Here is a 26,520-nt window from a genome sequence, read left to right on the forward strand (position 1 = left end):
ATCTCCCGGCCGTTGTCGGCCCCTCGGGCGGCGACGCAGGATCGGCGGCGGCTCGCCCGACCGACCCGATCACGGCAGGTGACACGGTTTGAACCTGGACACCCACCCCGCTGCCCTTCCGGCCCGTGCCCCAGGGGGTACCACCGGAGTCCGGCTCTACACCCGAGGGGGCATCCGTCCCGAGTGGCTGACGAGCGCCGTGCTGCCGGCGGTCCGGATGCTCGACGAGGAGCTGAACGCGCCAGTGCTGTACCTGCGGCGGGGGTGGCTGCACGGACCGCATGTGGACCTGGTCGCCCGCCCGGCCGGGGGCGAGGGGGGCGCGGTGCTTCCCTGGGACGAGCTGGCGCGGAAGCTGGACGCCGGGTCGCCGGCGCCGGACGAGTTGCAGAGCGAGGAGGAATACCTCGCCCGCGCACGGGAGTTCGGCCGGCTGGAGCGGGTGGAACCGCCCTATCTGCCGATGCATCCGCACGGGCGGATCGAGTGGCTGGACGCCACCCGGACGGCCACCTGGCCGGAGCCGATGAACGCCCTGTGCGATCTGGTGCTGACCCGGATCAACCGGCCGCTGACGGCGGCGGTCGCCGAGGCCGCGTCGGGGGCGGGGACGCTCTCCGTGCGGGTGGCCGAGGCGATGGTCGCGCTGGCCTCGGCCCACCACTCCGGCCTCGCGTTCGGGGTGTTCTCGCTGCGGAGTCACGCGGAGGCGTTCCTCGCCTGGGCGGCGCCCCGCAAGGACGTACGGCCGGTCTTCGCGCAGCGGCTGGTGGGGGACGCGCCGCTGATGCGGACGCTGGTACGGCAGGCGCTTGAGGACACGGGCGGGCCGGCGGCGGCGCGGTGGCGTCAGGCGTTCCAGTACGGCATGGGGGTGTTCGACTCGGCCGTCGCGCAGGGGGCGCTGACGCTGCGGACGCTGGAGGAGCGGGAGGGCGGCTTCGACAGGACGACCATGGGGCCGCCCGGCCGGGAGGACGTCAGCGGTCACCGGGGCAGCGACTTCCACACGGCCGTGAACGCGTCCGGGGCGGTGGACGGGACCACCGACTGGTTCGCCTCGTACCGGCTGCTGATCAATCTGTTCTACCAGCAGCTCCTGCTGCTCGACGTGGCCCCGCTGCACCGCTACTACCTGTGCTACGCCATCGCGGAGACGGTGGACGAGGTGCTGGGCGAGTCCTGGAACGACCGCCTGTCCCGGGTTGCGGCCGGCCGGCGCGCGGAGACCGTCGCATGAGGCCCCGGTGTACGGGCGAGGACGGCCCCGCCGGTGAGCCGCTGTGGATGCTGCGGGTCAACCCGTTGCCGCGGGTGCGCCTGGCGGACCCCGTGCTGGCCGCGCTGCTGGACGAGGTGTGCGCGGCGGAGGACGAGGTCGAGGCCGCCGCGGCGGAGTGCTCGGCGCAGTTGCACCGGCTGATCGGTGCCACCGCCGACGCCGGGGTGCGCGGCGCGCTGATCGCGCTGCGCCGGGACATCCACAACGACCGCGTGCCGCGCACGGAGGACGATCCGGTGCCGGAGACGAGGCGCTGGCGGGCGGCCCGGCTCGCGCGGGACGGTCTGCGGGCGGCGCTGGAGTCGGAGTATCCGCAGGCCGCGGACCGGGAGCGGAAGCGGCTGGCGTGGCTGCTCGCGGACGACGACCTCAGGCGTGCGCTGGCCCTGGTCGCGCCGGAGGTGGCCGCGGGCGCCGACCGCTACCGGGCCGCCCTGGACGGCGGGGGGAAGCTCTCCGCCCGGCTGCGCAAGTCGGAGCGCGGCCTCGTCCAGTACGTGACCCGGGCGATGATCCGGACGAGTCCGCTCTCCCGGTTCACCGCGGTGGGTCTGGCCCTGCCGGGACCGGGGGGCGTCGCGCTCGGCGAGGTGACGCCGGTCGGCGCGGTCCCGGTCGTGGGGCTCGACCGGATCATGCTGCACTACGTGCTCGGCGGGCTGCGCCACCGGGCGGCCCCGGACCGGCCGCTGGGACCCGGGGACTGGGTGCAGCTGCCGCCGACCTCGGAGTTCGGGCCGGGGCGCGGGGAGCTGATGTTCCTGCGGTCCGACGGGGACACCATCCGCCGGCTGTCCGTCCCGGTCGCCGGGGCCGTGCGGCCGCTGGTCGACGCCGTGGCGCTGGGCGCCCGGCAGGTGTCCTCCGTCGCCGCCGAGGTGGCCGCGGCGCTGGGCTGTCCGGCCGAGGACGCGCTGACCGCCGTCCGCAAGGCCGTGGGCGCGGGCATCCTCTGCCTCAGCGACGGCCCGGAGGACGGGGCGCTGCCCTTCCGCACCATGCTGGACCGCCCCGGTCTGCCCGGCGCCCCGCAGCTGGCCGAGGTGAACCGGCTGCTCCCGGAGGTCGGGGCGGCCCCGGCCGGAGAGCGGGCCGGTGTGCTCGGCCGGCTGCGCTCCACACTCGCCGATCTCGCCCACCGCGCCGGCCGGCACGCACAGGTCCTGGTCGAGGAGGACTACGTCGTGCCGTCCCCGACGGTGGACACCGCGCCCTGGACCGCCGCCCTGGACGACATGGCGGCGGCGGTGGAGCTGCTGTCCGTCTTCGACCGGCTGCACGACATCCGGGCGGTGCTCTCCGCGATCTTCGTGGAGTGGTACGGGGCGGGTGCCGAGGTGCCGCTCGTGGCGCACGCCGAGCGGATCGCCGCCGAGGTGTACCGGCGGGGCGGCGCCCTGGACGGCGACATCCCGCAGGACGGCGGCCCGGCCGACGGTTCGCTGGGCCGGCTGCACGCGCTGCGCCGGGACGTCCTGGCCCGGATGCGCGACCTCCTCGGCTCCGTCGGGCAAGGCGCGCCGGAGGCGGTGCTGTCCGCGCGGGAGGCCCGCGAGCTGGTCGCCGCGCTGCCGGACCGCTTCCGGCAGGACCCGCTGGCGTACGGGGTGCTCGTGCAGCCCTGGCGGGACCGGCTGGTCCTCAACGACGCGTACGCCGGGCACGGCATGCTCTACGGCCGGTTCCTCGGCGCCGACGCGGAGTTGGGCGGACGGGCGCTGCCGCATCTGGCGGAGCGGCTGCGGCGGATCTACGGGGCGGACGGCCGGCGGGTCGCGGAGGACCTGGGGCTGCACCGGCTGAACGTCAACGCGCACGTCCGGGTGCTGCCCGACGGCATCGACGCCGAGGGCTGGGCGGCGCTGCGGCTCGCCCACGACCCGGCGACCGACGCGCTGTGCGTACGCGACGCGGAGGGCCGCGATCTGCGGGTGCTGTCGCTGGGCAGCGGGCACCCCGAGTTCCTGCCGGTGCCGGCGCGGATCGCGGCGTGGCTGGTCAGCGGCGGCCGGCTGATGGAGGACTTCGTCGGCGACTGGCGGGCGACGGCGGGCGGAGCGGACACCGCCACCCGTGGCTGTCCCCGGATCCTGGTGGGCAGGGCGGTGCTGGCCCGGCGGCGCTGGTACGGCGGGGCCGAGTTCGCCGAGGCCGTGTCGGCCGGCCCGGCGGAGACCGACCGCATCCGGGCGCTGGCCCGCTGGCGCGCCCGGCACGGCGTGCCCGCCGAAGTGGTCCTCAAGACACCGCTGGAGGCGACCTACGGCACCGAGGCGCTGGAGGCCGCGGCCGCGGCCGGCTTCGGCGCCGAGGAGCACAGGCAGCGGCAGAAACCGCAGTACACCGATCTGGAGAGCGCCGTGGGCGTACGGGTGCTGCCCCGGCTCATGGACCGGCGGAGCCCCGGCTATCTCGAAGAGGCCCTGCCCGCCGTGGCGGACTCCCGGCACGCGACGGAATGGGTGGTCGAGATCGCCCGGCCCGCCGGCGCCCCCTTCACCTACGGAGGAACGACCGCATGACGATGAGGGCACGGCCGTATCTGCACTATGCACCGGTCTCGGGAGGCGTCTACTTCAGCGGGCCGCACACCCAGTTCGTCATCCTGGGGCCCCCGGTGCTGCTCACCGTCGCGGACGTCTGCGTCCCGCTGCTGGAGACGGGCACCACGGAGGACGCGATGGTGGCGGCCCTCGGCTCGGAGCGGGCCCGCCCCGCCGTGCGCAGGCTCACCGACGAACTGCGCGCCCGTGATCTGCTGCTGGACCCGGGGCGGTTCACCGCGCCCGCGCCGGACGCGGAGAGCCGGGAGCGCTTCGGTGAGGCGCTCGCGCATCTGGAGGCGTTCGGCGACGACCCGTACGCGGCGTTCGCCGCGCTGCGCGCCGCCCGGGTCCTGCTGTACGGCCCCTGTTCCGCGGTGCTGCCCGCCGCGCGCGGGCTGAGCCGGGCAGGGGTGGGGCATCTGGTGCTCGCCCCCACCGACCCGGGCGACGCGGTCGCGACCGCCGGGCGGCTGGGCGCCACCCTGCTCACCGGCGGCGTGGACGGGCCGGCCACCGCGCACGGGGTGGACGCGGTCGTCTGGTGTGCCGAGGGCGCCGGCACCGCCGGGGCCGCGGGCCGGCTCCTCGGACTCCCCGACGGCGTCCCGCTGGTTCCCGTGCGGCTCGGCTCCACCGCCCTGGCCGGGCCCGTGGTGACCGACGCGTCCGGCGCGGACACCGCCGACGCCCTCGCGGCCCGTGCCGAGGACTGGGCGGCGGTCCTGGGGACCGGTCCGGCGCCCCGGCCGGGTGCGGACGCGCTGGCGGGGGCGCTGGCCGGACAGCTGGTCTTCGAGACGCTGGCGGGGGTCGGGACCCCGGGCGCCGCCCATGTCGTGCACGGCGAGGACCTGTCCGCCGACGGGCTGCGTACGGCGGCGGGCGGCACCGCTTCCGGACCGGCGTCGGCGTCGGCCCCGGCATCGGCGTCGGCGTCGGCGTCGGCCCCGGCGTCGGCGTCGGCGTCGGCGGGCGGGACTGCCGTGGCGGCCGACCCGGCGCTCCAGGAGGTCGTGGCGCCGCTGGCGGCGTCCTGGACCGGACTGTTCGAACTGGCCGAGGGCGGCGATCTGCCGCAGCTCCCGGTGGCCCTGCGCGAGGCCCGGCTGCCCGGTCTCGCGGGGGCCTGTGTCGTCGCCTGGGCCGGGGACCAGCAGGGCGCCACCGTCGCGGTCGCGCTCGACGCACTGCGCCGGCAGGCCGGTCCGGACGGCACGGACGCCGTCGCCGGCGCGGGGACCACCGAGGAGCTGTGGCTGCTGGACGGGGCCCTGCGGCTGCTGACGGAGCGCACCGTGCCCAGTGAACGGCCGCTGCCCGCACGGCTGTCTCCGGCCACCGAGGTGGTGCGCCGCGCCCTGGCCGAGGAGCACGGCATCCCGGTGGCGGTCCGTCTGCGGGAGGTTCCCCGGATCGGCTGGACGCTGGCGCGGGCCGTGCACGCGGAGACCGGCGAGGTGTACGGGCAGGGCTGGGGCCCCGGCGTGGACGAGGCCGTCCACGGCTGCCTCGGGACGGCGCTGGCGCTCCGTGTCGCGGACCGGCTGCGGCCCGGCGCCGCCGTCGCGGGCGTGCACACCGGGGCCCTGCGGACGGCGGGACCGGAGGAACTGGCCCGGCTGCGCGCGGAGATCGGGGCCGGTGCCGGGGTGCCGTCGGGGACGCCGCTGCGGTCCGATCCGGTGCTCGGCGCCCTGCCGGTCTTCCACGGACCGGTCTCGCTGCACCCCGCCCAGTCCCCTCACCACCCGTCCGGTCCCGATGTCCCGGCGCACGCCGAGGAGCCCGTCCATGCCCGCTGAGACGACGACGGCCCCCGGCCGCCCGCACCACGGCGCACAGGTGCTGACCGGTCCCGACCTCGTCGGGCCCGCCGCCGGGGAATGGGCGCGGGCGCTGGACCCGGTGGCCGCCGCCCTGCCCGGCTCGCTCTCCCTCAACCGCGGCTGGAACGCGGAGTGGGAGCGGGCGCGGACGGACGCCGCGTCCGTCGCCGGCCTGCCTCATCTGTCGGTCCGGCTGTTCGGCGGGGAGGTGCTGATCGGTCCCTACTGGGTCCCGGGCGCGGAGGGCGGCTGCGCGGGCTGCGCGGAGCTGCGCTCCCGGGTGGTCGCCGGCCATCCCCTGGCGGCCGAACCGATGACACCGGTCTCCCGCCCCGCGATGCGCCGCCCCTTCCTCCTGGAGATGCTGGCGCCCGCCCTGCGGAACCTCAGGGAACGCCCGCTGGAGGCAGGCGAGTTGTACGCCCTCGGCGGCCCGTCCTCGCGGCGCCATCTGGTACGGCGCAGCGCCCGCTGCCGGGTCTGCGCGACCGGCCCCGACGGGTTCGGCCGCACTCCCCCGGACCCGCTGCCGCCGCGCCGGATACCCGCCGGCGCGGACGGTCCGACGCGGGGCGCGGACGGGGCCGGGCTGCTTGCCCCGGGGCGGCTGCGGGCCCGGACGGTGGACCCCCGCTTCGGTCCGGTCGACCGGGTCGTGCGGGAGGCGCTGCCCCCGTACGCCATGAGCCTGGCCTCCCTGCCGGACTCGCTGGCCATGGGGTTCGCCCGCGCGGGGAGCTTCGCGGACGCGGAGCCGGTCGCCATCCTGGAGGCGTACGAGCGCCTCGGCGGCTTTCCCCACGAGGCGGCCGTCGTCGGTCCGGTCCCCTACCGGGAGGTCGCCGACCGGGCGGTGGATCCGGACACGCTCGGGCAGTACACGGAGCAGCAGCTGGCCCATCCGGGCTGCCGGGTCACGCGGTACACGCCGGACACCCCGATGGACTGGGTGTGGGCCCGGGACCTGCACGGCGGGCCGTCGGCGCTGGTCCCGGCGGAGATCGGCTTCTACCAGTACGACCACCGGTTCCGGCGGGCGTTCGACACCGTGCGCCGCACCGACTCCCGCGAGCGGACCTTCCACTTCCACGACTCCTCCAGCGGCTGCGCCCTGGGCTCGACACCGGAGGAGGCGGTGCTGCACTCGCTGTTCGAACTGGCCGAGCGGGACGCCTTCCTCAACGCCTGGCACCGGGCGGCCCCGCTGCCGTCGGTCACCCTGTCCTCCGTCACCGATCCGGCGTCGCGGCGGCTGCTGGACCTCATCGACGCGCGCGGATTCGACGTGCATCTGCTGGTGGCGACCGACGACATCGACCTGCCGGTGATCTGGTCGCTCGCGGTGAACCGGGAGCACCCCTTCCCCGCCAGTTTCTCCGCCGCCGGCTCCGGCTGCGACCCGGTCTCCGTGGCGCGCACGGCCCTGTGGGAGCTGACGCAGCTGGTGACCGATCCGGTGACCTGGACGCGCGAGGACATCGAGCCGATGTTCGCCGATCCGTGGCGGGTGGACCAGTTGCACGACCATCTGAAGCTGTACTCGCTCCCGGAGGCCCTGCCGCGCGTGACGACGGTGCTCGGCGGCCCCCGGGTCGCGCTGCCGGACGCCTTTCCCGGCTGGCCGCACCGGCTGCGGGACGCGGCGCGCGGCGATGTGCGCGGGGCGCTCGACTTCACCGCGGGACTCTTCGCGGCGGCCGGTCTCGAACGGGTGCTGACGGTGGACCAGTCCACGGTCGAGCACCGGGACCTGGGGCTCGCGGTGGCCAAGGCGGTCGTGCCCGGCATCACGCCGATGTGCTTCGGCCAGCCCCAGCAGAGGCTGTCCGGTCTTCCCCGGCTGGCGGCCGCGGTCGCGCGCGGCCCGGCCGGCAACCGCACGGCGCCCTACGACCCCCATCCGTTCCCGTGACCCCGGAGGCAGCAGTGGACGTACCGGAGGCCCCCGCGCCGGGCGGGGCGGGGCCGGTCCCCGAGGGCGTGGACACCATGGCCCGTGACCGGATGTGGTATCTGTACGCCGCCGGGGCCGACCGGCCGCCCGTGCCGCCGGTGCCCCCGGGCACCGAACCCCCGCCCGGTGTGCCGGTCTCGGCGCTGCCGGTGGCGCCGCGGCTGCCCGACGCGGCCCGGCCCGGCGACCTCACCGCGCTGCCGCCGGGGACGGTCGACCTGCTGGAGGACGCCCCGTTCCCGGCGGGCCGGATCACCGGCGTACCGGAGGACCGGGCGCTGGCGCACGCGCTGGTCGCGGCGTTCGGGGTGCAGCGCCGGGAGCCGGAGAACCCGTTCAACGACCACCGGGGGTACGCCTCGGTGCGGGCGAAGTTCCCGGTGCAGGTCCTCGTCAACGACCGGGGCCGACGGCAGGTGTTCGATCCCTACCGGCGGGCGCTGGTCGGGCTGGCCGGTGCCTCGGACGCGCCGTCCCGGGCGCGCGAGGTGCTGCTGACCGGGCGCTTCACCCGGCTGCCGGCCACGTACCGCTGGTACCGGGGCTCCCTGGTGCAACTGGAACTCGGCATCGCGCTGCGCGCGCTGTGCGTCGCCCTCCAGCTTCTGGGCCTTCCCGCGCGGGTGCGCCTGCCGGGGCCCGGGGCGCGGGAACGGCTGGCGGAGTTCGGGCTGACGCCCGGCTGGGAGTGGACCCTTCCGGTGGTCGTCGAACTGTCCGGGGACGCCCCCGGGGGTGCGGACGCACCGCCCGCCGGGGACGGGGCGGTGCCGGACGCGGTGATGGCCGATGTGGTGGAGATGAACCGCGCCCAGCGGTTCGCCGACGCCCCGGCCCCGGTGGACACGGCCGTCCCGCCCGGCACGCCGGACTCCGGCCTGTCCTGGGCGGAGGTGCTGTGGCGCCGCACCTCGGGCCGGATGCCGCGCGGCCTGTTCGGGAACACGGCCCGGCCGGGCCCCGTACCGGCCGCCGTCCTGGACACGGCGCGGTCCTGGCTGCTGACGCCCCCGCCCGGCGACGTGCTGCGGGCGGCGGCCGGGGCGCTGCGGGTCACCGCCGTCACCCAGTCGGTGACGGGCCGTGCCGACGGGGTGTACGAGGTGACCGCCGGGGCGTACACCCCGCGCGCCACCGGCCCCGGTGTACCGGCCCGGCTGGAGGAGATCTACGGCTACCCCCTGGCGCCGGGCAACGGCTGCGACGTACGGCACGCGTCGGTGCTGTGGTTCCTGTCGTTCCGGCCCCGGGACCTGGCCCGGGAACTCGGCGCGGGCGGCTGGACGGCGGCGCAGTACGCCTGCGGCTGGGCCGTGCACGGACTGACCCTGGCGGCCGCGTCGGCGGGCCTGTGCGCGCGCCCGGTCCGGGCCTTCCGCGAGGTCCCCGCCCGACGCGTCCTCGGCCTGCCGGACGACGAGACGGTCGTCCTCGCAGTGATCAGCGGGAGTTCGCGGTTCAGCGGCCCGCTGCTCGACCTCCGGCAGTGACAAGCGCCGGCAGTGACAAGAGAACGGAGACAACAACGGTGCAGTCCCCCACCACCGGGAGCACGGCGTCCCGGACAGCTCACTGGCTGCCCTCCGGGGCGGCGGCCTTCCGCGAACCGGTCCTCCCGGTCCAGTGGCGCTCCTGGCACCTCCATCTCGGCTCCATGGCGCGCTCCGCGCACGACCGGGTGGTCACCGAGGTGATCGGCCCCGCGGCGGACCTGTTCCCCGACCGGCCGTGGTTCTTCATCCGCTACTGGCAGCACGGGCCGCATCTGCGGCTGCGGATCGGCGGGCTGAGCAGCCCCGAGACGGCACGCACCGAGCGTCTGCTCCAGGACCGGCTGGGCCGCGCGGTGCGGCTCCGCGAGGACGAGGACCCCCTGGACCGGAACACCTATCTGGGGCACGCCCGGCGGCTGTCCGCGCTGGAGGACCCGCACGGCGGGGCCTGGCCGGCCGGGCCCCGGGACCCGGGCGTGTACCAGGACACCTATGTGCCGGAGACCGCACGCTACGGCGGGCCCGCCCTGATGCCGGCCACCGAGCGGCTGTTCCAGCTCTCCAGCGAACTGGTGCGCGCCTTCCTGCCCCGGCTGCCCGACGCGCGGTCCCGGTCGGCGATGGCGCTGCGGGCGGCGATGTCCGCCGGTACGGCGCTGGGCGGCCCGGCCGACCAGGCCGTGTTCTACGCGCGCGGACTGGACGCCCTGCGGCAGATGGTGGGGGCCGGATTCCAGCTCTCCACCGAGCAGTTGGACCGGCTGTGCGGGCCCGGACCGCGGCCCGGAGCCGCGCCGCCGGCCGTGGACCCGGCCCAGCACGGCCCGTTCGGGCCCTGGCACACCCTGCTCGCCGACCTGGCGGACCGGATCCGGGCGGAGGGCACCGCCGAGCATCCCGGAGAGGTCTTCTTCTCCCACGTCCACATGCTGCACAACCGGCTCGGGCTGACCATGGCCGAGGAACTCCAGACCTACGCACGGCTGGTCCACCTCTTCCCGCTGCCGGCACCCGACGCGTCCGACGCCGCCGCGCGGCCGGCCCCCGAGGAGCACTGATGGCCCGCACCCTGCTCACCGCGGCGGACCCGCCCGCCGCACCGTCCGCCGACGCACCGCCCGTGGCCGTACGGACCGTGGGGATGTCGCGGACCTACGGCGGCACGACCGCGCTGCACCCGCTCGACCTGGAGATCCGGGCCGGCGAACTGGTCGGCCTCCTCGGGCCGAACGGGGCGGGGAAGTCCACGCTCCTCAGTCTGCTCGTCGGGCTGCGCCGGCCCTCCTCGGGCCACTGCGCGCTGTTCGGCGGCGATCCGCGCACGGCGGCGCAGCGCAGGTTCATCGGGGTCACGCCGCAGGAGACGGGGCTGCCGCCCACCCTCCGGGTCGGTGAGGTCGCCGACTTCGCGGCCGCGCACTACGAGGATCCGGTGCCCCGGGGCGAACTCCTGGACCGCTTCGGCCTGCTGGACAAGGAGCGCCGTCAGACGGGCGGGCTCTCCGGCGGCGAGAGGCGCCGTCTGGCGGTGGCGCTGGCCTTCGTGGGGCGGCCCCGGATGGTCTTCCTCGACGAGCCCACCACCGGGCTCGACGTGGAGACCCGCCGCACCCTGTGGGAGGTCGTCCGCGCCTTCCACGCCGAGGGCGGCACCGTGCTGCTGACCAGCCATTACCTGGAGGAGGTCGAGCATCTGGCCCGGCGCGTGGTGGTGCTGACCCGGGGACGGGTCGCCGCCGACGACACGGTGGACGCGCTGCGCGGGCTGGTGCGGGCCCAGCGGGTGAGCCTGCTGGCCGACGAGGTGCCGGTGCTGCCCGGTGTCCTCGGCTCCGAGCGGGTGGGCGGACGGGTGCATCTGCTGACCCCGGACGCCGACGCGCTGGTGCGCGATCTCGTCCGGAGCGGGGCGCCGTTCTCCGGACTGGAGGTCCGCTCGGCGACGCTCGAAGAGGCCTTCCTCTCCCTCGCGGACGAGGCGGCGACCGAGGACGCCCCGGCCGGGGCGTCCACCACGACACAGTTGGGAAGCGGCCCGTGGCGATAGACACCCGGCGGACGGCGGACGGTTCCGACGAGGCGTCCGCCGCCGCGCCGCCCGGTGCGGCACAACCGGTCCGGAGCGTGCGCGCGGCCCTGCGCACACAGGTCCGGATGACCCTGATGCACGCGCGCTACCAACTGCTCCGGACCATGCGCATCCCCATCGCCCTGGTGGGCACGGCGTTCTTCCCCGGTGCGTCGATGCTGTTCTTCGTCGTCCCGGCGGCCGGCGACGATCCCGTGGGCGCGACCTACGCGACGGCGGCGATGATCGTCTTCGCGACCATGATCAGCAACCTGTTCGGGCACGGGATCGGGGTGGCGGAGGAGCGCCAGCACCCGTGGGACCTCTACACCCGCACCCTGCCCAGCGGTCCCGGCCCCAAGTTCGCGGGGCGGTTGCTGTCCGGGCTGCTGACCATGCTGCTGTCGATGATCCCGCTGCTGGTCATCGCCGCCGTGGCGACCGAGGCCACCACCACGGTGCCGGGCTTTCTGACCGGGGTGGCCGTGGTGGTCCTGGTCTCGGTCCCGTTCACCCTGATGGGGCTGACGATCGGTTATCTGCTGCCGATCCGGGCGGCGTTGACGGTGGTCCAGCTGACGTTCTTCCCCCTCGCCTTCGCCGGAGGGCTGTTCTCCGGGGCGGGCCGGGCACCCGGCTTCATCGAGACGATCGCGCCCTTCACCCCGACGCGCGGGGCCGCCGAACTGATGTGGGCGGCCGTGGGCGACTACGACCTGAACCCGGTCGCGGCCGTCTCCTTCGCCGCGTGGACGGTGCTGCTGGCCGTCCTCTCGGTGTACGCGTACCGGCGCGACGAGGGCCAGCGCTTCCACTGACCCCGGGTACGGGCACGGCCGAGGGGGTGACCGCCGGACGGGCGGTCACCCCCTCGTCGGTCTGCCGGACACCCGCCTACGCGGTCGGTTCCAGGGACGGTGCGTAGTGGTCGGCCAGGGCGCGGACCAGGGCCTCGGTCTCGGCAGGGTTCCGGGCGAGGCCGTAGAGCCGGCAGTCCGGGCGGACGACGGCCGCCGTCGCGCCGAGCGACGCCAGCCAGGCCCTCAGCGGCGCGTCGGCGGCGTTCCCGGGCCGCAGCCGGCGCAGCCCCAGCCGCCAGCGCCCGGCGCGCTCCAGGGCACCCGCGGGGCACGGCTCGGCGCGGTCGCCGGTCGTCAGGAGCACCGGGTCCGGGCCCAGGTGTCCGGCGGCCCCGAGCACCGAGGGCGGCACCGGCAGACCCGCGCCGGGGCCCGGCTCGCCGTCGTCCGCGCGGTGGAACAGGCCCCCGTCCGGGGTGTGGACGGCGGGCGGGGCGGTCCGGGCCCGGTCCGCGCCGGGCCGGACCGCCATCGCGCGGTCGCGGTGGGCGGCGGCGACCGGATCGGTCAGGCAGATCAGCCGGCCGAGCGCGACGGACCGGTCGATGCTGCCCTGGGCGTGGGGGCGGCGCTCGGCCTCGTAGCTGTCCAGCAGCTCCGGGCGGGCGGCGCCGGCCAGGACCCGGTCCAGCTTCCACGCCAGGTCGTCGGCGTCGCGCAGGCCGGAGCACATCCCCTGTCCGGCGAACGGGGGCATCTGGTGGGCCGCGTCCCCGGCGAGGAGGACCCGGCCGGTGCGCCAGCGGTCGGCGTTGCGGGCGGCGAAGGTGTAGACGGCGTGGCGTTCCAGCGTGGCGTTGTCCGGGTGGACCCCGAACATCGCGAGCAGCCGCCAGGCGTTCGCGGTGGTGCCGAAGTCCTCGGGGGTCTCGTGCGGCAGCCGCATGAACTCCCAGCGGCGGTGGCCCGGTCCGGCGGAGACCGCCACCCGGGGGCGTGCGGGGTCGGCGATCTGGACGTTGCACCGGGGGAACTCGTCCGCGCGGTGCGGTGTCACGTCACAGGCCATCCAGTCCAGCGCGAAGCCCCCGTCGCTCAGCCGCGCCCCCGTCGCCGCGCGCACCATGCTGTGGGCGCCGTCGCACCCGACGGCCCAGCGGGCCCGCAGGACCCGTTCCGGTCCGCCGTCCGTGGGGCGCACCGTGAGTGCGGCGCCGCTCTCGCCGGCGGCCAGCCGGACCGCCTCGTGGCCGCGCAGCAGCCGCAGGTTCGGCAGGAGCGCGGCGCGTTCGGCCAGCGCGGCCTCCAGACCCGGCTGGTACATGGAGGTGGAGACGGGCCAGCGGTGGGCCGGGTCGTGGCCCAGGCCGATCCGGAGCAGGGTGCGTCCGGAGGCGTCGGCGACCACGTAGTCCTCCGACGGCTCCCCGAAGGTGCTCAGATGGGGGCCCACCCCCGCCGCGTCCAGGATGCGGGCGGCGTCGGCGTCGAAGGCGACCGCGCGCGGCATCGGGTAGGGCCGGGGCCACCGTTCGACGACCGTGACCCGCCATCCGCGGCGGGCGAGCAGGATCGACAGCACCTGGCCGACCGGGCCGAATCCGACGACGAGCACATCGGCGGGGGCCTCGTGGGACGCCGGTGGCGGCGCAGCGCTCAACTCTCTTCTCCCTTCGCGGGGGTGACCGGAATCGTGGTCACGCTAGCCCTCGTTCCACGCCGGGCGGCCCCGCGGAACCCCCTCCGGAAAAGAACGTGATGAATGTCAGGGCGGTCCGGGCGGCCGTTGTCCGGGCCGAGAGGCGACTGCCAGCATCAGCGCGTCATCGAAGCCCTCTGTCCAGCAATGGAAGGGATCCATCATGAGCATGCTTGCGAACGAGAACCCGGTCGGCGACCTCTTCGCCTCCTTCGACATCACCGAGCTGGAGGTGCTGGAGGTCTCCGACAGCGTGGGTCTGCCGGAGATGGGCGCCAGCTCCTCCAGCCTGAGCGTCTCCTCGGAGGCCGCGGCCGACATCAGCCTCTGCTGCTCGTCGTCGTCCTCCACCTGCTGCTGCTGCTGATCGCGGGTGCCCGCGTACCGGCCCGGCTCCCGGACCGGTACGCGGGACCGCTTCCCCGGACGCCCCGGAGAGGAGCCCCATGAGCGCCGGTCCCCCTGTGCGGACGCCCCCTTCCTGGGCGCGGCACGAGCACTACGCCTTCCGTCTGCTGCACGCCTGGGCGGAACGTCCGGACGCGCCGGTGGTGCACTGGTCGGGGCAGCGGCTCACCGCCCGGGACTGCCTGTCGGCGGTGCTCGGCACGGCCGCGGCGCTGCGTGACGCGGGCATCGCCCCGGGCGGCACCGTCGCGCTGCTGACGGCGGCCAACCACCCCACGGCGCTCCTCGCGCGGTACGCCGCGCATCTGCTGGGCGCGGCCGTGGTGTCGGTGCGCGCGGCCAATCCGCGCAGTGACGCCGAGATGCTGTCGCCGGAGGTCCAGGCCGGGGTGCTGCGCGACACGGGCAGCCGCGTCCTGGTGGCCGACGAGACCACGGCCGCCCGCGCGTCCGCGCTGGTCTCGCCCGCTCTGCGCGGTCTGCTGCTGCCCGCTCCGGGCCGCTCCGCGCCCCGTGGGGACGGCTCCCTGGCCCCGGTGCCCGGGGGCGCGGGCCTCGACCCGAGGACGGTGGCTCCCTACGATCCCGGGGCGCGTGCCCGGATCACGTTCACCAGCGGGACGACGGGGCTCCCGAAGGGCATCATGCAGAGCCACCGCGTCTGGAACGCGACGGTCGGCTGCTACCCGGCCGTCCCCGGCCCCGGCGGGCCGGCCCGCATCCTGGCCGTCACCCCGGTCAGCCACACGGTGGGCTCCATGGTGGACGCGGTGCTGGCGTCGGGCGGCTCCGTGGTGCTGCACGAGCACTTCGACGCCGCCGATGTGCTGGACGCCTTCGGCCGCCTCGGGGTGACGGACACGTATCTGGCGGTGCCGCACCTCTACCGCCTGACCGAGCGGCTCGGCGCCGGCGGCGGGCCGGATCTGTCCGCGCTGCGCCGGGTGGTGTACAGCGGGACGCCGGCGGCCCCGCACCGGATCGCCGAGGCCCTGCGCTGGTTCGAGGGCCCGCTGTCCCAGCTGTACGGCTCCTCCGAGGCGGGGGGCATCTGCGGTCTGGACCGGCTCGACCACCGGGAGCCGGAGCTGCTCGGCTCGGTGGGCCGGCCGTTCCCCGGGGTGGGGCTGCGGCTGCGCGACCCGGACACCGGGCACGACGTCCCGCGGGGCGCGGTGGGCGAGGTGTGCGTACGGTCCGCGACGGTCATGGACGGCTACCTCGGCCGTGGGACGGCGGAGGGCCGCACCCCGGACGGGTGGCTGCGCACCGGCGACCTCGGCCTCATCGACGTGTACGGCCGGCTCCGGCTGACCGGGCGCCTGGGCCAGGTGATCAAGAGCGGCGGGCAGAAGGTGCACCCGGCCGCCGTGGAGAGGGTGCTGACGGAGTGTCCCGCGGTGCGCCAGGCGGTGGTGTTCGGGGTGACGGACGACGACCGGGTGGAGCGGGTGCACGCGGCGGTGTCGCTGTACCCGGGGAGCCAGGACGACGAGGCACGGCTGCGGGCCCATGTCGGGGCGCGGCTGGACTCGGCGCATGTGCCGGTGCGCATCAGCCGGTGGCCGGAGCTGCCGCTGAACGACGCCGGCAAGCCCGATGTGCGGTATCTGCGGGGCCTCGTACGGGCGGCGGACGGCGGACCCGGAGCGGGATTCCACGGTGAGAGGAGAGCGGTATGACAGCACATCTGCATTTCGCCCGTGAGATGCGGCTCGGCAGGCTGTTCCGTCACGGGGACGGCCGGCTTCTGATCACCCCGCTCGACCACTCCGTCACCGACGGTCCGGTGGTGCCCCGGGGCAGCACGATCGACCGCCTCACCGGCCAGCTGGCCGCGGGGGGTGTCGACGCGGTGGTGGTCCACAAGGGCGTGCTGCGGCACATCGATCCGTCCCGCTTCGCGGGGATGTCGCTGGTCGTGCATCTGAGCGCGAGCACCCGGCACGCGCCGGATCCGGAGGCCAAGTATCCGGTGACCGCCGTGGAGGACGCGCTGCGGCTGGGGGCGGACGCGGTGAGCGTCCACATCAACCTGGGTTCGGACGACGAGCGGCGGCAGATCGGGGACCTGGGCCGGGTGGCGGATCTGTGCGACCGCTGGAACCTGCCCCTGCTCGCGATGGTCTACCCGCGGGGCCCCGGCATCGTGGATCCGCGCGCCCCGGAGCTGGTGGTGCACGCGGCGACGCTCGCCGCCGACCTGGGTGCGGACATCGTCAAGACCCCGTACGTGGGAAACGTGGCCGAGATGCGCGACGTGGTGGCCGCCTGCCCGATCCCGCTGCTGTGCGCGGGCGGTCCGCGCCGGGGTGCGGACGGCGACGCCCTGGCGTTCGTCAGGGACGCCCTGCTCGGCGGCGCCGCCGGCGTCGCGATGGGGCGCAACATCTTCCAGGCCGCCGACCCCCGTCGGATGGCCGCCCGGGTGGCCGCCGTCGTGCACGGCGCGCCCCGGCCGCTTCCGGCCGACGAGACAGAAGGGCAGTGTGATGAACGGACAGAAGCTGTGCTGGCTTGACATCCGCGGTGCCGGTGCCGCCGCACCCGCGATCGTCGAGGAGGCCCTGCACCGGCGGACCGACGGCATCGTCGCCGGTGACGTCCGGACGCTGGCCGGCCTCCCCCCGACCGTGAGCAAGGTGCTGCTGCCCGGCGGCGACGGCTGGTGGCGGGACGAGTGCTTCCCCGGCGAGGCCGACATCGTCATCCTGCCGCCCGGCTTCGAGGGCCGTGCCGAGCTGGAACGGGCCCATCCCGAGGTGGAGTTCGGGCGTCTGGTGGAGATCACCGACGCCGCGAGCCTGGAGGAGGCCTGCCACGCGGCGCGGACGGAGCGCTGGAGCGTCCTCGACTTCCGCGACCCCACCAAGATCCCGCTGGAGATCGTCATCGCCGCCGCGTCCGGCTCCAAGGGCGCGATCGTGACCACCGCCGCCGACCCCGAGGAGGCGGCGATCACCTTCGGGGTGCTGGAGCTGGGCTCGGACGGCGTGATGATGCCCGGCCGCTCCGTGGGCGACGCCACCGCCCTGGTGGAGGCGGCCGGGTCCGTCACCGGTGAACTGACGCTGACCGAGCTGACCGTCACGGCGACCACGCACATCGGCATGGGCGAACGGGCCTGCGTGGACACGTGCAGTCAGCTCCGGGAGAACGAGGGGCTGCTGGTCGGCTCCTACTCCAAGGGCATGGTGCTGTGCGTCAGCGAGACCCACCCGCTGCCCTACATGCCGACCCGCCCCTTCCGCGTCAACGCCGGAGCCGTGCACTCCTACGTCGTCGCGCCGCACGGACGGACCAACTACCTCAGCGAACTGCACGCGGGCGCCCCGGCCCTGGCGGTGGACTCCGACGGGCGGACCCGGGTGGTGCCGGTGGGCCGGGTCAAGATCGAGACCCGGCCCCTGATCTCGGTCGACGCGGTGTCGCCGGAGGGCGTACGGGTCAATCTCGTGCTCCAGGACGACTGGCACGTACGGGTGCTGGGGCCGGGGGGCACCGTGCTGAACTGCACCGCGCTCGTCCCGGGCGACCTCCTGCTGGGGTACGTGCCCACGGCCGACCGGCATGTCGGCTACCCCATCGACGAGTTCTGCCGCGAGCGGTGAGCGGCGCCCGGGGCCACGTGGAGGACTCCTCCGCCGTGGCGGTGGTCGGCGGCGGCATCGCGGGGCTGACCCTGGCCCTCGCCCTGCGGCGCGAAGGGGTGGACTGCACCGTCTTCGAGCGGAGTCCGGAGCCGGCCGGGTCCGGGGCCGGGCTCCAGCTCGCGCCCAACGCCACCCGGCTGCTGCGCCGTCTCGGCGTCGCCGACGCGCTCCACGCCGTCGCGGACCTCCCCCGCGCGCTGCGCGTCCGCGGCTGGGACGACGACCGCCCGCTCGCCACCACCGCGCTGGGGGCCGCCTGCCTGCGCACCTTCGGCGCCCCCTACTACACGGTCCACCGGGGCCAGTTGCACCAGGTGCTGCGGGAGGCCGTGGGCGCCGGGCGGCTCCGCACCGGGCATCGGCTGACCGCCTGGACGGAGGACGGGGACGGGGTGTGCCTCACCTTCGCCTCGGGCGCCAAGCACCGGGCCGGGGTGATGATCGGCGCGGACGGGGTGCATTCGGTGGTGCGGGCCCGGATGGCCGGGGACACGCCGGTGTTCTCCGGCAGCAGCGTCTACCGCGGACTGGTCCCGGCGGAGCGGCTGCCGTGGGCGGCCGGGGAACCGGAGATCCGGGTCTGGCCGGGCCCCGGACGCCATCTGGTCTGCTATCCGGTCTCGGCGGGCCGGGAGATCAGCTTCACCGCCACGGTGCCGGCCGCCGCGTCCGGCGAGGAGTCCTGGACCGCCGAGGGCGACCCGGCCGAACTCGCCGCCGCCTACCGGGGCTGGAACCCGGTGGCCGTCCGGCTCCTCGCCGCCGCCGGCCCGGTACGCCGCTGGCTCCTGCACGACCGCGAGATCCTGACCGACTGGGTGACGCCCCGGGTGGCGCTGCTCGGCGACGCCGCCCACCCGATGCTGCCCTTCCTCGCCCAGGGGGCGAACCAGTCGGTCGAGGACGCGGTCACCCTGGCGGTCTGCCTGGCCCGGACCGGCGGGGACGACGCCCCGGCGGCGCTGCGCCGCTACCGGGACCTGCGTCTGCCCCGTACGGCGCTGATCCAGCGCGGGGCGCGCGAGGCCACCCGCTTCCTGCACCGGCCGGGTCCGGCCGGGCCGCGTGCGAGCGGCCCGCCCCCGGACCCGCGGGGACCGGCGGGGCTGCGGGCGATGGGCCCGCTGTACGGATACGACGCGGAGGCGGTGGCCGAGAAGGCGATGGGCGAGCCGGTCCCCGGGCGGGCGGTGTCCCGGCCGCCCGCCTCATAACCAGCGCTGTTCGATGGCGATGCGGGCCGCGTCGAAGCGGTTGCGGGCCTGGAGTTTGCGGATGGCGGTCGACGCGAGGTTCCGTACGGTGCCGACCGCCAGGTAGAGGTCCCGGGCGATCTCCTTGAGCGAGGCGCCCGAGGCGGTCATGCGGAGCACATCGGCCTCACGGGTGCTCAGCGGGCAGTGCAGCGAGATCGGCTGGGCGGCGAAGAGGCCGGGGTCCATCGTCAGACAGCCCACCGCGGCCCCGCGGATCGCCCCTATCAGGTACTGCAGTTCGACCTGTAAGGACACCACGCTGAGGACGCCGGCGCGGATCGCCTGGTCGGTGAAGGTCGGCGAGGACTGACTGGATATCAGGGCCACTCCGCACTGGGGCTGTTCGGTGCGCAGCTTCCCGAGGATGTCGAGTACGCCGTCGCCCACGGTGGCGGCCTCGACCACCGCGACGGCCGGCTCCCAGCGCGCCACCGCCGGAAGCAGGTCCTCGTGCTGTTTCGCGGCCCCGACGACCGAGAAGTCGGCCACGGTGTCCAGATACTTCGCCATCACCTCGACGGACAGGGCGTACTCTCCGGCCACGACGATGCGGATGCTCATGTGTGTCCCCCATGCACGCGGAAGCAACATGTCCGGGAGGCCACGTCCGCCCGCGGCGGTGGTCACGGTGGTCGCCCGACTCCATGTAGATAATGCGCCAATGCGTGAAGTGTTTGTGTAATGACGGAGAACAAGGTGTACAGCGTGAGGGGGGCGCGGACAAGAGGCCCGTTCCCACCTCGGACCAGGTCACTCCCCACAGAACGGTGGTTCTCCGGCCGACGCACGCCGACCGCCGGACGGCGGGGGCCGTCCGGCGGTCGGTGGCGGTGGTACGGGCGGGGCCCGTCGTCAGCCCGGCGGGGGCGGTCCCCACGGAGCCGCCTGTTCCAGTTGTGCGGCGAGTGCGAGCAGGGTGCCCTCGCCGCCGAGCGGCATCGCGAACTGGACGCCGAGCGGCAGTCCTTCGGTGTCGGTGCCGAAGGGAACGGACATGGCCGGCATGCCGGTGACGTTGTACACGCTGGTGAAGGCGGAGTAGTCGGAGGCGTGCCGGTAGACCGACTCCGGGTCCGCCGTGTCCAGGGTGCCCAGGCGCGGAGTGGGCCGCGCCAGGGTCGGGCCGAGGAGCACGTCGTGGTCGCGGAAGGCGGCGCCGACCTCCCAGCCGATCTCCTGGGCCCGGCGCAGCGCCCGGCTGACGTCGGGGGCGGGCAGGGCCCGGTACGCCTCGTACAGGATCCGGGTGAACGGTTCGATGTCGTCGTCGGCCAGGGGGCGGCCGAGCTGTTCCAGCCGGGCGTCGATCTGGGCGACGAGGTCGGCGCCCATCAGGACGCCGGAGGTGCGGCCGACGTCGTCGGGCCGGTAGGGGGCGGCCGTCTCGGTGACGCGGTGGCCGAGGCGTTCGCAGAGGAGGGCCGCCTCCCGTGCGGCCCGCAGGCAGTCGGGGTGGACGTCGGGGCCGTCCGGCAGGACGGTGACCAGGCCGATCCGCAGCCGTCCGGGGTCGCGCCCGGCGAGTTCCGCGAAGGGCGCTTCCGGGGCCGGTGAGCCGTAGGCGTCCCCGGGCAGCGTCCCGGCGAGGACGTCGAGGAGCAGGGCGCTGTCGCGGACCGTCCGGGTCAGGGCGTGGTGTCCGGAGACCGGGCCGGACAGGGTGGTGGGCCGGGGCGCGGGTGAGACCCGGCCCCGTCCTGGCTTGAGCCCGAAGAGTCCGCAGGCGGCGGCCGGGATGCGGATCGAGCCGCCGCCGTCGCTGGCGTGGGCGACCGGGACCATGCCGGCGGCCACCGCGGCCGCGGAGCCGCCGCTGGAGCCGCCCGGGGAGCGGGTGGGGTCCCAGGGGTTGTGGGTGGGTCCGTACAGGGCGGGTTCGGTGGAGGCGTTGAGGCCCAGTTCGGGGGTGTTGGTGGTGCCGAGGACCACGGCTCCGGCGCGTTTGAGGCGGGCGACGACCTCGCTGTCGCGGCGGGCGACGGCGGTGGCGAAGAGCTGGCTGCCGCCGGTCGCGGGCAGCCCTTCGACCTCGGTCCCCAGGTCCTTGACCAGCAGGGGGACGCCGCGCAGCGGGCCCTCGGGCAGTCCGGCGGCCACCTCGGCGCGCGCGGCGTCGAACCGGGTGTGGATCACGGCGCCGAACCGGGGGTCGTCCTGTTCGATCCGGGCGATGGCCTCCTCGGTGACGGTGCGGGCGTCGGCCGCGCCGTCGCGTACGGCCGCGGCCGTGGCGACGGCGTCCGGGGCGGTCACGACACGTATCCGGCGGGCTTGCCCCAGGTCTCGCCGCGCGGGGTGCCCCGGTCGACGAGGACGCAGCGGGTGCCGGTGAAGTTGGTCGGCATGCACTTGTTGCAGTGGATGCACAGCGACGGGGTGGCCGCGTCGCGGCCGATCCGGTTCACCAGGTCGGGCTCGCGCAGCAGGGAGCGGGCCATGGCCACGAACTCGAAGCCCTCGCGCATCGCGAGGTCCATGGCAGGCCGGTCCGTGATGCCGCCGAGCAGGATCATCGGCACCTTCACGGCGGACCGGATCTGGCGGGCGTCCTCCAGGAGGTAGGCGTCCCGGTAGGGGTAGCTGCGCAGGAAGTGCTTGCCGACCAGTTTGACGCCGAGCTTGATCGGCTGCGGCATGATCGCCGAGAAGTCGTCGAGCGGGGCGTCGCCCTTGAAGAGGTACATCGGGTTGAGCAGCGAGCTGCCCGCGGTCATCTCCAGGGCGTCGACCGTACCGTCCATTTCCAGCCACTGAGCGACGGGGATGGCCTCGTCGAGCCAGAATCCTCCGGGCACGCCGTCGTCCATGTTCATCTTGGCGATCACGGCGATCCGGCCGCCGACCGCGTCGTGGACGGCGCGCATGATCTCGCGGGCGAACCGGGCCCGGTTCTCCAGGCTGCCGCCGTAGGCGTCGGTGCGGTGGTTGACCTTGGGGCTCAGGAAGGAGCTGGCAAGGTAGTTGTGGCCGAGGTGGACCTCGACGGCGTCGAACCCGGCCTCGATGGCGCGCCGGGCGGCCTCGGCGTGCGCCTCGGTGATGCGGTGGATGTCGTCGACGGTCGCCTCCTTGGCCCAGCTGAGGGTGGTGGCGTGGAAGTGCTTGGAGGGGGAGAGCGCGGGGGCGCCGTTGCCCTTGGGGTTGGCGACCGGGCCGCCGTGGCCGATCTGCGCGCTGACCGCGGCGCCCTCGGCGTGCACGGCGTCGGTGAGCCTGCGCAGACCGGGCATCGCCTCGTCGGTCCAGTGGATCTGGTGGCGGTCGGTGCGTCCCTCCTTGGCGACGGCGCAGTAGGCGACGGTCGTCATGCCGACGCCGCCCTTCGCGTAGCCGACGTGGAAGTCGACCAGGTCCTGGGTCACCAGGGACTTGTGGCTGAGCCCCTCGTAGGTCGCGGCCTTGATGACCCGGTTGCGGAGCTTGAGGGGGCCGAGCTGGGCGGGGGCCAGTACATCGGGGGTCTCGACGGTGGTCATGCGGGGTTCCTCTCGGGTGCGGCGTGGTGACAGGCGATCCGGTGGCCGGGCCGGACCTCCCTGAGCGGCGGCTCCTGTGCGGCGCACCGCTCGGTGGCCAGCGGGCAGCGGGTGCGGAAGCGGCAGCCCGACGGCGGGTCCAGGGGGGACGGGAGTTCGGCGGCCTCGCCGGGGGCCTCGGCGGCGGCCCCCGCCGCGGGGTCGCGCTGGGCCTCGGGGAGGGAGGCGAGGAGCAGCCGGGTGTAGGGGTGCAGGGCTTCGTGCTGCATTCCGTCGGAGGGCAGCACCTCGCCGACCTTGCCCAGGTACATGACCATGACGCGGTCGCTGATGTTCTTGACCACGGAGACGTCGTGGGCGATGAAGACCATGCTCAGTCCGCGCCGCGCGACCGTCGTCTCCAGGAGGTTGAGGATCTGCGCCTGGACGGACACGTCGAGGCTGGAGACGGGTTCGTCGCAGATCAGCACCTCGGGGTCGAGCATCAGCGCGCGGGCGATGCAGACGCGCTGGCACTGGCCGCCGGAGAGTTCGTGCGGGCGCCGGTCGCGTACGGTCGCGGGGTCGAGGCCGACGTCGCGCAGGGCCTCGTCCACGCGGGTGTCCCGGTCCCGGGGGTCGTCGCCGCTCCCCCAGATCGAGGGGCCCTCCCAGACCAGTTCGCGGACCCTGCGGCGCGGGTTCAGGGCGGAGACCGGGTCCTGCATGATGATCTGCATCCGGGCGCGGGCCCGCCGCAGTTCGCCGGGGGCGAGGCCGGTGAGCGCGGTGGGGCCGAGGCGGACGGTGCCGGAGTCCGGGGGCGGCAGCTGGATCAGGGAGCGGCCGACGGTGGACTTGCCGCAGCCGGACTCGCCGAGGATGCCCAGGGTCTCGCCGGGGGCGACCTCCAGGGAGACACCGGAGACGGCGTGCACCTTCTGTCCCCGGCCGGCCGGGTACTCCACGACCAGGTCCTCGGCGCTCAGCGCCGGTGCGGTGGGGCGGTTGCTCGTCATACGGCGGCCTCCTCGGCGGCGCCCAGGGGGTGGTGGCAGGCGACGGTGCCCGGTCCGTCGTGGCCGGCCGGCAGCGGCGACTCGGTGGTGCAGCGTTCGGTGGCGAACGTGCACCGGGGGGCGAACCGGCAGCCCGGCGGCGGGTCCAGCAGATGCGGCGGCCGCCCCTCGATGGCGGGGAGCAGGGTGTGCGGGGGCATGTCCAGACGGGGGACGGAGGCGATCAGGGCGCTGCTGTACGGGTGCCGGGGCCGGGCGAACACCTCGGCGGTGGGGCCGTGTTCGACGAGGCGTCCGGCGTACATCACGGCGACCCGGTCGGTGCGGCCGGCGACGGTGGCCAGGTCGTGGCTGATCAGGACGGTGGCCATCCTGAGGTCGCGGGCGAGCGACTGGAGGAGGTCGAGGATCTGCTTCTGCACGGTGACGTCGAGCGCGGTGGTCGGTTCGTCGGCGATGAGCAGACGGGGGCCGCAGGCCAGGGCCATGGCGATGACGACGCGCTGGCGCATGCCGCCGGAGAGTTCGTGCGGGTACTGGCGGGCCCGGCGGGCCGGTTCGGGGATGCCGACCTGGCGGAGCAGGCCGACGGCGCGGTCCCGGGCCTCCTGGCGGCCGAGCCCCTGGTGCAGCCGGATGCTCTCGGTGAGGTGGGTGCCGACCCGTTTGACCGGGTTCAGCGAGGTCATGGGGTCCTGGAAGACCATGGCGACCTCGGTGCCCCACAGGGCGCGGCGTCCGGCGGGGCTCAGGGCGTGGACGTCCCGGCCGCCGAGCAGGACCGTTCCGGAGACGGTGGTGTCCGGTCCGTCGGTGATCAGGCCCATCAGGGTGCGGCCGAGGACGGACTTGCCGGATCCGGACTCCCCGACGATGCCGAGGGTCTCGCCCTCGGCGAGTGCGAGGCTGACGCCGTCGACGGCCTGGAGGGGGCCGCGCGGGGTGTGGAACACGGTGCGGACGTCGGTGGCGTCGAGCACCGGGGCCGGGGCGGTGCCGGGCTGCGGGGCGGGGGTGGCCGTGGTGGCGCGCGTGGTCACAGTTTCACGCTCCGGGAGTCCCAGCGCCCGCGAGCCTTCTCGCCGACGATGTTGAAGGCGAAGACCGTGAGGAAGAGGAAGGCGCCGGGGACGAGCACGATGTGCGGGTGCTGTTCGAAGACCCGGCCCTCCCCTTCCGCGATCATGTTTCCCCAGGTGGGTTCCGGTGGCTGGATGCCGAGGCCGAGGAAGCTCAGGGAGGCCTCGGCGACGATGAGGACGGAGATCATCACGACGGCCAGCGACATGAGGGGCAGCAGCACGTTGGGCAGCAGTTCGCGCACCATGACGCGGGTGCGGGTGGCGCCCATGGCGCGGGCCGCGACGACGAACTCCCGGTTGGCGTACGCCATGGTCGTGGCGCGGGCGAGCCGCACCATGCCGGGGATCGTGAGCAGGGCGAGGGAGAGGGCGACGTTGCGCAGGCTCGGCCGCAGGACGGTGGCCAGCGCGATCAGCAGGATCAGCGGGGGCACGGCGAGCAGCGAGTTGGTGGCGATGCCCACGGCGCGGTCGGTGGCCTTGCCGAAGTAGCCGGCGATCATGCCGACGGCGCCGCCGACGACGGTGCCGACCGCGACCGCGGTCAGCGAGATCAGCAGCGAGGACCGGGCTCCGTACAGGGAGCGGGCGAGCAGGTCGAGGCCGAAGCCGTTGGTGCCGAGCGGATGGGCGCCGGTGAACACCGGTCCGGCGAAGACCGGTTCGGCGACGGTGCTCGCCACGTCCCGGTCCTCGGCGAGCGGCAGCCAGGGGGCGGCCAGCATCGCCAGGCCGAGGAGGATCAGCCAGCCGGCGCCGAACCAGAAGACGATGTCGAAGCCGGGTCCGGACCACAGTCTGCCGAGCCGTCCGGCTCCGGCGAGGGCGAGTCCGAGGCCGAGCAGGGCGAGCGCGGCCCGGCCGAGCGGCACGAGCTGGGTCGTGGTGGCCCCGTAGACGAGCAGGGCGAGTCCGGCCGCGGTGAGGACCGCGGCGGTGAGCAGGGGCGGTGGGGCGAGGGTCCGCGTGCGCGGAACGCTGTCAGACATGGACACGTCGCGTCCTCGGGTCGAGATAGCCGTAGGAGAAGTCGATGCCGGCGTTGATCACCACGTAGATCACGGCGATCGTGAGCACCGCGCCCTGGACCATCGGGTAGTCGCCCTGGCCCGCCGCGTTGACGATGAGCGTGCCCATGCCGGGGAGCGAGAAGAGGTACTCCACGACGACGGTGCTCCCGATGAGCCGGCCCAGGCTGAGCCCGAGCAGGGTGACCAGGGAGAACGAGGAGGGGCGCAGGGCGTCGGAGAACAGGATGCGCAGCGGGCTCATGCCCTTGGCGCGGGCGGCGAGGATGTAGTTCTCGCGCAGGGTCACGATGAGGTCGCCGCGCAGGACCCGGGTGAACATGGCGAGTTCGGCCAGGGCCACGGTGAGGGCGGGCAGGAAGGCGTGGTGGAGGTTGCCGGCGAGGTCCCCGTCGCCGATCCGTACCCAGTCGGAACGGGGGAACCAGCCGGCCGAGTTGACCAGGACGAGGACGAGCAGCAGTCCGGCGAGGAAGCTGGGGACGGAGAGCACGCCGAAGGTGCCGGCGCCGATGATCCGGTCCGCGGCGGAGTTCTCGCGGTAGGCCGACCACATGGCCAGCGGCACGGCGATCAGCAGGGCGATCAGCAGGCCGAGCGCGGCGATCTCGAAGCTGACGGGCAGCGCGGAGAGCACCCGGTCGGTGACCTCGCTCTGCGGGGGGACGACGGAGTGGCCGAGGTCGCCGGTGAGGGCGTTGCCGAGCCAGTCGAAGTAGCGGGTGACCAGCGGGTCGTCGAGGCCGAGGTCGTGGCGGACCTCGGCGTATTCGGCGGGCGACCGGCCCGCCCCGAGGATGTCCACGGCGGGGTCCGAGGGCAGCAGGACCACCAGCGAGAACACCCCGACGCTCGCGATGAGGAGCACGCCCACCAGTTCCAGGGCCCTGAGGGCCAGGCGGCGCAGCGCAGCGGGACTCATGGTTTCCTCCAGATCCGCCCGGCGGGGCG

General features: G+C 75.1%; 21 protein-coding genes. 13 read left to right on the forward strand and 8 right to left on the reverse strand.

The features are described 5' to 3' along the window. Nucleotides 1-88: 88 nt before the first annotated feature. The 8 genes from ACZ4FH_RS27930 to ACZ4FH_RS27965 are packed head-to-tail and all read left to right on the forward strand — an operon-like array spanning nt 89 to nt 11,987. Nucleotides 89-1,240: a hypothetical protein gene (locus tag ACZ4FH_RS27930; protein ID WP_467308280.1), complete on the forward strand. Its 1,152-nt coding sequence runs from the start codon at nt 89-91 to the stop codon at nt 1,238-1,240. After that, the gene (locus tag ACZ4FH_RS27935) at nt 1,237-3,804 is read left to right on the forward strand and encodes a lantibiotic dehydratase (protein WP_467308282.1); all 2,568 of its coding nucleotides are present in this window, start codon (nt 1,237-1,239) and stop codon (nt 3,802-3,804) included. Before ACZ4FH_RS27930 ends, ACZ4FH_RS27935 begins: the two co-directional genes overlap by 4 nt. Continuing rightward, nucleotides 3,801-5,630 (forward strand): hypothetical protein, encoded by a 1,830-nt coding sequence (locus ACZ4FH_RS27940; protein WP_467308283.1) that lies wholly within the window; start codon nt 3,801-3,803, stop codon nt 5,628-5,630. The genes ACZ4FH_RS27935 and ACZ4FH_RS27940 overlap by 4 nt, the downstream gene beginning before the upstream one ends. After that, entirely contained in the window at nt 5,620-7,566 is a 1,947-nt protein-coding gene (locus tag ACZ4FH_RS27945; protein ID WP_467308285.1) for a TOMM precursor leader peptide-binding protein, read from the forward strand. The genes ACZ4FH_RS27940 and ACZ4FH_RS27945 overlap by 11 nt, the downstream gene beginning before the upstream one ends. Before the next feature lie 14 nt (nt 7,567-7,580). Further along, on the forward strand, nt 7,581-9,098 hold the full coding sequence (locus tag ACZ4FH_RS27950) for a nitroreductase family protein (RefSeq protein ID WP_467308286.1): 1,518 nt from the start codon (nt 7,581-7,583) through the stop codon (nt 9,096-9,098). Between the two features lie 38 nt (nt 9,099-9,136). Next, complete coding sequence (locus ACZ4FH_RS27955; RefSeq protein WP_467308288.1) at nt 9,137-10,159, forward strand: thiopeptide-type bacteriocin biosynthesis protein; 1,023 nt, start codon at nt 9,137-9,139, stop codon at nt 10,157-10,159. Continuing rightward, complete coding sequence (locus tag ACZ4FH_RS27960; protein ID WP_467308290.1) at nt 10,159-11,148, forward strand: ABC transporter ATP-binding protein; 990 nt, start codon at nt 10,159-10,161, stop codon at nt 11,146-11,148. The genes ACZ4FH_RS27955 and ACZ4FH_RS27960 overlap by 1 nt, the downstream gene beginning before the upstream one ends. Further along, nucleotides 11,139-11,987, forward strand: a complete 849-nt coding sequence (locus tag ACZ4FH_RS27965; protein ID WP_467308292.1) for an ABC transporter permease — start codon at nt 11,139-11,141, stop codon at nt 11,985-11,987. The genes ACZ4FH_RS27960 and ACZ4FH_RS27965 overlap by 10 nt, the downstream gene beginning before the upstream one ends. A gap of 76 nt (nt 11,988-12,063) precedes the next feature. Here the strand turns inward: ACZ4FH_RS27965 and ACZ4FH_RS27970 are convergent, their stop codons facing one another. Beyond that, on the reverse strand, nt 12,064-13,629 hold the full coding sequence (locus ACZ4FH_RS27970) for a bifunctional 3-(3-hydroxy-phenyl)propionate/3-hydroxycinnamic acid hydroxylase (protein WP_467308294.1): 1,566 nt from the start codon (nt 13,627-13,629) through the stop codon (nt 12,064-12,066). 202 nt (nt 13,630-13,831) lie between these two features. Between ACZ4FH_RS27970 and ACZ4FH_RS27975 the strand changes: the two genes are divergently transcribed. From ACZ4FH_RS27975 to ACZ4FH_RS27995, 5 genes are all read left to right on the forward strand, one after another. After that, on the forward strand, nt 13,832-14,035 hold the full coding sequence (locus ACZ4FH_RS27975) for a thiazolylpeptide-type bacteriocin (RefSeq protein WP_383637670.1): 204 nt from the start codon (nt 13,832-13,834) through the stop codon (nt 14,033-14,035). Between the two features lie 79 nt (nt 14,036-14,114). Then, complete coding sequence (locus tag ACZ4FH_RS27980) at nt 14,115-15,758, forward strand: class I adenylate-forming enzyme family protein (protein ID WP_467308295.1); 1,644 nt, start codon at nt 14,115-14,117, stop codon at nt 15,756-15,758. Then, nucleotides 15,755-16,597, forward strand: coding sequence for a 2-amino-3,7-dideoxy-D-threo-hept-6-ulosonate synthase (locus ACZ4FH_RS27985; RefSeq protein WP_467308297.1), 843 nt, complete (start codon nt 15,755-15,757; stop codon nt 16,595-16,597). The genes ACZ4FH_RS27980 and ACZ4FH_RS27985 overlap by 4 nt, the downstream gene beginning before the upstream one ends. Further along, nucleotides 16,569-17,687, forward strand: a complete 1,119-nt coding sequence (locus tag ACZ4FH_RS27990) for a 3-dehydroquinate synthase II family protein (RefSeq protein WP_467308299.1) — start codon at nt 16,569-16,571, stop codon at nt 17,685-17,687. Before ACZ4FH_RS27985 ends, ACZ4FH_RS27990 begins: the two co-directional genes overlap by 29 nt. Then, on the forward strand, nt 17,684-18,943 hold the full coding sequence (locus ACZ4FH_RS27995) for an FAD-dependent oxidoreductase (RefSeq protein ID WP_467308300.1): 1,260 nt from the start codon (nt 17,684-17,686) through the stop codon (nt 18,941-18,943). The genes ACZ4FH_RS27990 and ACZ4FH_RS27995 overlap by 4 nt, the downstream gene beginning before the upstream one ends. Here ACZ4FH_RS27995 and ACZ4FH_RS28000 read toward each other — a convergent pair. The 7 genes from ACZ4FH_RS28000 to ACZ4FH_RS28030 form a co-directional block, all read right to left on the reverse strand. Next, the gene (locus tag ACZ4FH_RS28000; RefSeq protein WP_383637685.1) at nt 18,938-19,546 is read right to left on the reverse strand and encodes a response regulator transcription factor; all 609 of its coding nucleotides are present in this window, start codon (nt 19,544-19,546) and stop codon (nt 18,938-18,940) included. The genes ACZ4FH_RS27995 and ACZ4FH_RS28000 overlap by 6 nt on opposite strands. 291 nt (nt 19,547-19,837) lie before the next feature. Further along, nucleotides 19,838-21,238: an amidase gene (locus ACZ4FH_RS28005; RefSeq protein WP_467308302.1), complete on the reverse strand. Its 1,401-nt coding sequence runs from the start codon at nt 21,236-21,238 to the stop codon at nt 19,838-19,840. Continuing rightward, a complete protein-coding gene (locus ACZ4FH_RS28010) occupies nt 21,235-22,461 on the reverse strand; it encodes an NADH:flavin oxidoreductase (RefSeq protein ID WP_467308304.1) in 1,227 nt (408 codons plus the stop codon). The genes ACZ4FH_RS28005 and ACZ4FH_RS28010 overlap by 4 nt, the downstream gene beginning before the upstream one ends. After that, nucleotides 22,458-23,459 (reverse strand): oligopeptide/dipeptide ABC transporter ATP-binding protein, encoded by a 1,002-nt coding sequence (locus tag ACZ4FH_RS28015; RefSeq protein WP_467308305.1) that lies wholly within the window; start codon nt 23,457-23,459, stop codon nt 22,458-22,460. Before ACZ4FH_RS28015 ends, ACZ4FH_RS28010 begins: the two co-directional genes overlap by 4 nt. Then, a complete protein-coding gene (locus tag ACZ4FH_RS28020; RefSeq protein WP_467308306.1) occupies nt 23,456-24,499 on the reverse strand; it encodes an ABC transporter ATP-binding protein in 1,044 nt (347 codons plus the stop codon). Before ACZ4FH_RS28020 ends, ACZ4FH_RS28015 begins: the two co-directional genes overlap by 4 nt. Then, nucleotides 24,496-25,530, reverse strand: a complete 1,035-nt coding sequence (locus ACZ4FH_RS28025) for an ABC transporter permease (protein WP_467308309.1) — start codon at nt 25,528-25,530, stop codon at nt 24,496-24,498. Before ACZ4FH_RS28025 ends, ACZ4FH_RS28020 begins: the two co-directional genes overlap by 4 nt. Beyond that, nucleotides 25,523-26,491 (reverse strand): ABC transporter permease, encoded by a 969-nt coding sequence (locus tag ACZ4FH_RS28030; protein WP_383637703.1) that lies wholly within the window; start codon nt 26,489-26,491, stop codon nt 25,523-25,525. Before ACZ4FH_RS28030 ends, ACZ4FH_RS28025 begins: the two co-directional genes overlap by 8 nt. Between the last annotated feature and the right edge of the window lie 29 nt (nt 26,492-26,520).

The organism is Streptomyces sp. NPDC024555 (genome assembly GCF_055559335.1).